Raw genomic sequence first — 6,881 nt, forward strand, 5'->3', positions numbered from 1 at the left:
GAACAGATCACGCAAAAATGAAGAGCGGGTCGCACGGGAAGACTGGGCCAAAATGAAAGCTTGGGATGCGATCATCATCGGCGGCGGACACAACGGACTGGTCAACGCCTGCTATCTGCAGCGCGCCGGCCTCGACGTGCTGGTGGTCGAGAAGAACGACTGGGTCGGCGGTGCCGCAACCAGCCGGGAATTGACGCCGGGCTTCCTCTATTCCAACTGCTCCTATGTCTGCTCGCTGTTTCGCCCTGAGATCATGCGCGACCTCGAATTGCCGCGCTTCGGCCTGCAGGTCATCTCCTATGAGGGCGGCGCGGTGTTCACGCGTGACGGTGACTACCTCGCCAACTACCGCGACCACGATGCTCACCGGCGCGAGTTCGCCCGCTTCTCGAAGCGCGACGCCGAAGCCTATGACCGCTACGCCCGCGACGTGACGCGGCAATGCCGCTTCATCCAACCGCTGCTGATGCGCACCGCACCCGATCCAACCAGTCTGCGGCCACGCGACCTTGGGGAACTGCTCTATCTCGGCAGGAAATTCGCCGGCCTTTCGGCGCAGGAAATGGCGCTGACGCTGCGCTTCTGGACCATGTCGATCTCGGAGTTCCTCGACGAATATTTCGAGACCGACGTCATCAAGGCGAACTTCGCTTTGTCCGGCATCATCGGCACCGCGCTCGGGCCGATGTCGCCAGGCACCGCCTACGTGCTGCTGCATCACTATATGGGCGAGGTCGATGGCTCGGTCGGCGCCTGGGGTTATGCCCGCGGCGGCATGGGCGCGGTCACCAAGGCGGTGGCCGCGTCGTTCAAGGCGTCGGGCGGCACTATCCGCACCGGCGCCGAGGTCGACCATGTGCTGGTCGGCAGGGGCAAGGCCAAGGGCATTGTGCTGGCCGGCGGCGAGGAGATTTATGGCAAGCTCGTCGTCTCCAATGCCGACGTCAAGCGCACCTTCCTGAAGCTGGTCGAGGAAAAGGAACTGCCCGATGTCTTCCTGCGCCGGGTCAGGAACTTCAAGATCCGCGGCTCGTCCGGCAAGGTCAACATCGCCCTCGACTCGCTGCCGGAATTCCCGGCGCTGCCGAAGGATTCGCCGGTCTATCGCGGCGACATGCATTTCACCGATTCGATGGAGCGCATGGAGCGCGCCTATGACGACTGGAAGGCCGGGCGCTGGTCGGCCGATCCGTTCCTCGACATGGTCATTCCAACGACGCTCGACCCGACCATGGCGCCGCCCGGCAAGCACTTCATGAGCTGCTTCGTGCAATATGCGCCGCCCAAGATTGCAGGAGCCGAATGGACCGATGCCGACCGCGACGGCTTTGCCGAGAGCGTGATTTCGCAGATCGCGGAATACTCGCCGGGCTTTCGCGACCGCATCGTCCACATGGAGGTGCGCACCCCGCGCGAGATCGAAGCCGAGGTCGGCCTCACCGAAGGCAACATCTTCCAGGGCGAACTGACCTTCGATCAGCTTTTGTTCAACCGGCCCGTGCCGGGTTACGCGCAGTACCGTTCACCGGTCGGCGGCCTCTATATGTGCGGCTCCTCGACCCATCCCGGCGGCGGCGTCATGGGTGCGCCCGGCCGCAACGCCGCGGCGGAAATCCTGCGCGACCTCGCCAAATCCACCTCGCATATGAGCGCTGCCCATGACGTCATCTGAGACAATCGTCATCGGCGGCGGCCACAACGGCCTCGTCGCGGCGGCCGCGCTGGCGAAAGCCGGCCGCAAGGTGCTGGTGCTCGAAGCCGGTAGCGAAGTCGGCGGCGCCGCGCGCACCGAGGAATTCGCGCCGGGCTTTCGTGTCTCGTCAGTCGCCCATCTGCTGAACCGGCTGCATCCGGATGTGGTCAAGGCGCTGGACCTGGAAAAGCACGGGCTGCAATTCGCGCGCGCCGACTTCATGCCGTCGGTTGCGCTGTCGAGGGACGGCCCGCCGCTGGTCTTGCATGGCGCCTATGGCGAGGTGCTGACAGGCGCCAGCTCGTCCGAGCAGTCGGCCTGGAAGGAGCTGCGCGCGCAGCTGCTGCGCTATGCCGGCCTATTGAAGCCGTTCCTCTCCCGCCGCCCGCCCGATCTCTCCGGCATGTCACTGATCGAGACCGCGTCCCTCGGCCAGGCCGCGCTGGCGCTGAAGAAGCTCGGCAAGGAAGACATGCGCGACTTCCTGCGCGTGCTGCTGATGAATGTTGCCGACCTGCTCGACGAGCAGTTGGCTGATATCAGGCTAAAAGGCCTGCTCGCTTTCGATGCGACGCTGGGCAGCCATCTCGGCCCCCGCTCGCCGACATCATTGCTCGGCCTCTACTACCGGCTGGCCGGCGAGACCGGCGGTGCGGTCGGCGCGCAGATACTTCCGCAAGGCGGCATGGGCGCGGTTGTCGCTGCCATCCGTGCCGCGGCGGAAAAGGCCGCCGTTACCATCCGCACGTCGACGCCGGTGGCGAAGATCATCGTCGAGAACGGCCGCGCCGTCGGTGTCGCGCTCGACACTGGCGAGGTGCTGCGTGCCAGGACGATCGTCTCGGCCATCAATCCGGCGACCACCTTCCTCGACCTTGTCGGGCCGCGCCAGATGGATACCGGCTTTGTTCGCAAGGTGAAGAACATTCGCATGAAAGGCGATGCGGCCAAGCTCAATCTGGCGCTCGACCGGCCGCCGCAATTCACCGGCGTCGATGCCGCCGGCCACAAGGGCCGCCTGGTGATCGCGCCCTCGCCCGACCATGTCGAGCGCGCCTTCAACCCATCCAAGTACGGCGAGTTCTCGCCCGAGCCGGTGATGGAGATAACGCTGCCCAGCCTTGCCGACCCGTCGCTCGCGCCCAGCGGCGCCTGTGTGCTGTCGGCGGTGGTGCAATACGCGCCCTACGCCCTGAAAGAGGGGTGGGATGCCGGCAAGCCGAAATTCCTCAAGGCGATCATGGCCCGGCTCGAAGCCTATGCGCCTGGCATCGGCAAAAGCGTGGTGCACGCCGAGCTTCTGACGCCGGCCGACATCGAAGCGCGCTACCGCATGCCGGGCGGCCACTGGCACCACGGCGAATTGCAGGCCGACCAGATGCTGATCTCGCGACCGGTGTCCGGCTGGTCGGGCTATGACACACCGCTAGAAGGGCTGTTCCTGGCCGGCGCCGGCTCGCATCCCGGCGGCGGCGTCTCCGGCGCTCCCGGCCTCAACGCCGCGCGGCGCATCATTGCGATGAAGGGGTAAGCCATGGCCCAGTCAACCAGGAAGAAGCCCGTCTCGAGGACAGTCAGCGCGGCTGTTTCCGCCCGCATCGCCGCGCAGGACCATTTCCGCACGCTGCGACTTGGCACGCCGTTCCAGCCGCGCATCGACGCGCTGGCCAAGACCCAGGACTGGTACAATTGGGCCGGCTACCGCGCGCCACATTCGCTGTGGGACGAGGAACTCGAATATTTCGCCATCCGCAGCCAGGCCGCCCTGTTCGACATTTCGCCGATGACCAAATACCGGATCGAAGGGCCGGACGCCGAAGCCTTCCTCGACCGTGTCACCTTGCGCGATGTCACCAAGCTGAAACAGGGCCGTGTCCACTACACGGCGTGGTGCGACGACGAGGGCTTCGTCCTCGATGACGGCACGCTGTTCCGGTTGTCGCCGACACGCTTCCGGCTGTGTTCGCAGGAGCGGCATCTGCCATGGCTGCTCGACAGCGCGATTGGCTTCGATGTCATCGTCGCGGAGGAAACAGAGGCTGTAGCCGGGCTCGCGCTGCAAGGGCCGACCTCGTTTGCGGTGCTGCGTGATGCCGGCTTCGCCGGCGTCGAGAAGCTGAAAATATTCGACCTCGCCGATTTCCCGCATGATGGCGGCACCGTCGGCATTTCGCGCACTGGCTTCACCGGAGATCTAGGCTACGAACTGTTCGTCTCGGCCGACAGGGCGCTCAGCCTGTGGGACCGCTTGATGACGGCGGGCCAACTGCGCGGTATCCGCGCCATCGGCTACACCGCGCTCAACCGTGCTCGCCTCGAGGCCGGATTGATCGTCGCCAATGCGGATTTCACCACCGCCGAGCACGCCATCCGCGCCGATCGCCTGCGCATGCCGGACGAGATCGGCCTCGGCTTCATGATCGATCTGGAGAAAGGTCATTTCAACGGTCGCCGCGCCATCCTCGAGGCTCGCGCCAAACACAAGCTGCGCCATGTGCTGGTCGGGCTGGAGATCGAAGGCAACATCCCCGCCGAACATGCCATCGTCTACCACAAGAAAAGCCAGGAAGTCGGCCTGGTCAGCGCCGCCATGTGGTCGCCAATGGCCAAGCGCAACATCGCCATCGCCTCGCTGGCGCGGCCGTATGGTGATACCATGGTCGAGGACCTCTGGGTCGAGATCTACGCCATGCGCGAGCTGCAGTATCAGAAGCTGATGAAGCGCGCCAAGGTGGTGGCGCGGCCCTTCATCAAGCTCGACCGCCGCACCGCCAATCCGCCGGCGGATTTCTGACCATGACCGACGAAGCCGAACTCGAAGCCGCCGAGCAATGGGAGCTGGTCAACACGCCGCTCGGCGAGAAATGGTCGGGCCGTACGCGCTATGCCGCCGCCATGTTCTTCTACAAGGGCGGCGAGATGAGCGCCGAGACGCTCGAAGTCTACCGCATCTGCGCGCGGCTCGATTCGGAAGATCCGCTGCCGATCATCCGCGATCGCGGTGTCGGCAAAGACTGGCTCAAGCGCATGGGTTTCGAATAGGTCTTTTCTACCCGATGGTTCTCTCCAGCATGCTGAGCCAGTTGCGATAGGCGATCTTTTCGATCAGCGCGCGGCCGAAACCGCGCGCCGCCAATGCATCGATCAGCTTCGGCAGGCCGGCGACATCGCCGATGACGGCCGGGATCATGGCGCCGTCGAAATCCGAGCCAAGGCCGACACCGTCCTCGCCCAGTGCCTGCAGCAGCGAATCGACGTGGCGCACCATGATGTCGAGGCTGGTGTCGGCATTCATCCGGCCGTCCTCACGCAGGAATCCGGTGGCGAAGTTAAGCCCGACCATGCCGCCGGATTCGCGGATCGCGCCGAGCTGCCAGTCAGTGAGGTTGCGCGAATGGCCGCAGATCGCGTGGACGTTGGAATGAGTGGCGACCAGCGGCGCGTCGCTGAGCGCGGCGACATCGCGAAAGCCCTTCTCGTTGAGATGCGACAGGTCGATCATGATCTTCAGCTGGTTGCAGGCCTTGACCAACGCCTTGCCGGCATCGGTCAGCCCGGGGCCGGTGTCGGGCGAGGACGGAAAGCGGAACGGCACGCCGTGACCGAAGGCGTTCGGCCGGCTCCAGACGATGCCGAGCGAGCGCAGGCCGGCGGCATGCAACACGTCGAGCATTGTGAGCTCGGGATCGATCGCCTCGACCCCTTCGATGTGGAACACCGCCGCGATCGAGCCTTGCGCCATGGCGTTGCGGACATCGCCGGCACTGCGGCAGACGGTGAGCCCTCCGGCTCGTTCCAGCCTGAACAGGATCGAGGCCATCGCGATCGTCGAGGTCAACGCATCGGCCCGCGGGACCTCGGGCGGCAGTGGCTCGGCATCGCTCGGCGCCAGCGGCACGGCGCTGCGCCTGGTTTTCTCGACAGGCGGCGGAAAGATGGCGAACATGCCGCCGGCAAAGCCACCGGCTTTCGCGCGCGGCAGGTCGATATGACCGCCCGATTTCCCCTCGATGAACAGCTTTTCGACGTCCGTGTCTTTTGACTGGTAGAGTCTGAGCAACGTGTCGTTGTGGCCGTCGAAGACGGGAACGAGGTCGGTTTCGGTCATTGGGGGATCATTCGGTTCGTTTGTCGGCGCGGTGGCTGCGATAGATCATATCCACTTAGGCAAGATGCGCTACCCGTGCAAATGCCAAAGCCATCGAAGCGGGACGACAGCCTGATGTCGCGCCCGTTCCGATCGACGAAATGCCGGCCGATCCTACTGCTTCAGCACGTCTGCCCACTCGTGGTGGCGGCGGAACTGGGCGTTCGCGAACGGGCAAAGCGGGATGATCTTCTTGCCCGCCGCGCGTGCATCCTCGACGGCGCGGGTGACGAGCCGAAGCCCTGCACCCTGGCCGCGGAAGACATCCGGCACTTCCGTATGGTCGATGATGATCTGGTGCTCGCCGATCTTGGTGAAGGTCATCTCCGCCTCGGCGCCGTCTGGCCCGCGCAGGACGTAGCGACCCTTGGAACCGCGATCTTCCAGTTCGATTTCAGGCAGTTGGTCCGGCATCGCTATACTCCCTGGGTGGCGCGGGCAAAGACATGCCGTGCCGCCTCGATTTCGTTTGGCCGCACCTCGTGCCCGCCGTCATGCCACTCCACTGTGACATCGGCGCCGTCGGCACGCAAATAGGCTTCGAGCCGCGTGGTCAGGTTCGGCGGACAGATCGGATCGCGCCTGCCTGCGGTCACGAGAATATGACGCCCGGCGAGACTGCCGTTGATCTCGGGTTCGAACGGGATCAGCGGATGCATCAGCACCGTGGCATCGAACATCGCCGGCGCCGCAAACACCACCGAGGCCAGGATGTTGGCGCCGTTGGAATAGCCAAGGCCGAACGCGGCTGACGGCTTCGCCGCCTTGATATGGGCCTTGATGAAGCCGGCCATCTTGTCCGTCGCCCGCGCCAGATCGCCCATGTCGTAGACGCCTTCGCCGGTGCGGCGGAAGAAGCGCGCCGCACCATGTTCCGCCACATCGCCGCGTGGCGAGATGATGGTTGCCTGGGGCAAGAGATCGCGCCCCAGCGACAGAAGCTGGTTCTCATCGCCCCCCGTGCCGTGGAAGACGAAGAGCAGCGGACCACCCGGCGAGCCGGGCAGCACCTTATAAGTGTAAGCGTCCTTGCTCATGGTC

The 6,881-nt window shown here is 65.0% G+C and carries 7 protein-coding genes; 4 read left to right on the top strand and 3 right to left on the bottom strand.

Annotation, left to right across the window (positions count from 1 at the left end):
* The first annotated feature begins 52 nt into the window (after positions 1 to 52).
* The 4 genes from ACXJ7R_RS21120 to ACXJ7R_RS21135 are packed head-to-tail and all read left to right on the top strand — an operon-like array spanning position 53 to position 4,735.
* Entirely contained in the window at positions 53 to 1,672 is a 1,620-nt protein-coding gene (locus tag ACXJ7R_RS21120) for a phytoene desaturase family protein (protein WP_457153543.1), read from the top strand.
* Entirely contained in the window at positions 1,659 to 3,224 is a 1,566-nt protein-coding gene (locus ACXJ7R_RS21125; protein ID WP_457153544.1) for a phytoene desaturase family protein, read from the top strand. Before ACXJ7R_RS21120 ends, ACXJ7R_RS21125 begins: the two co-directional genes overlap by 14 nt.
* Before the next feature lie 3 nt (positions 3,225 to 3,227).
* The gene (locus ACXJ7R_RS21130) at positions 3,228 to 4,487 is read left to right on the top strand and encodes an aminomethyltransferase family protein (protein WP_457153545.1); all 1,260 of its coding nucleotides are present in this window, start codon (positions 3,228 to 3,230) and stop codon (positions 4,485 to 4,487) included.
* 2 nt (positions 4,488 to 4,489) lie between these two features.
* A complete protein-coding gene (locus ACXJ7R_RS21135) occupies positions 4,490 to 4,735 on the top strand; it encodes a hypothetical protein (RefSeq protein WP_457153546.1) in 246 nt (81 codons plus the stop codon).
* 7 nt (positions 4,736 to 4,742) lie between these two features.
* On the opposite strand, the gene ACXJ7R_RS21140 is transcribed toward ACXJ7R_RS21135, so the two are convergent.
* From ACXJ7R_RS21140 to ACXJ7R_RS21150, 3 genes are all read right to left on the bottom strand, one after another.
* Positions 4,743 to 5,801, bottom strand: coding sequence for a dipeptidase (locus tag ACXJ7R_RS21140; protein WP_095089282.1), 1,059 nt, complete (start codon positions 5,799 to 5,801; stop codon positions 4,743 to 4,745).
* A 153-nt stretch (positions 5,802 to 5,954) separates the two neighbouring features.
* The gene (locus tag ACXJ7R_RS21145) at positions 5,955 to 6,254 is read right to left on the bottom strand and encodes a GNAT family N-acetyltransferase (RefSeq protein ID WP_095089283.1); all 300 of its coding nucleotides are present in this window, start codon (positions 6,252 to 6,254) and stop codon (positions 5,955 to 5,957) included.
* A 2-nt stretch (positions 6,255 to 6,256) separates the two neighbouring features.
* Positions 6,257 to 6,877: an alpha/beta hydrolase gene (locus ACXJ7R_RS21150; RefSeq protein WP_457153547.1), complete on the bottom strand. Its 621-nt coding sequence runs from the start codon at positions 6,875 to 6,877 to the stop codon at positions 6,257 to 6,259.
* Positions 6,878 to 6,881: the final 4 nt, after the last annotated feature.

It is taken from the genome of Mesorhizobium sp. P5_C1, assembly GCF_054049815.1.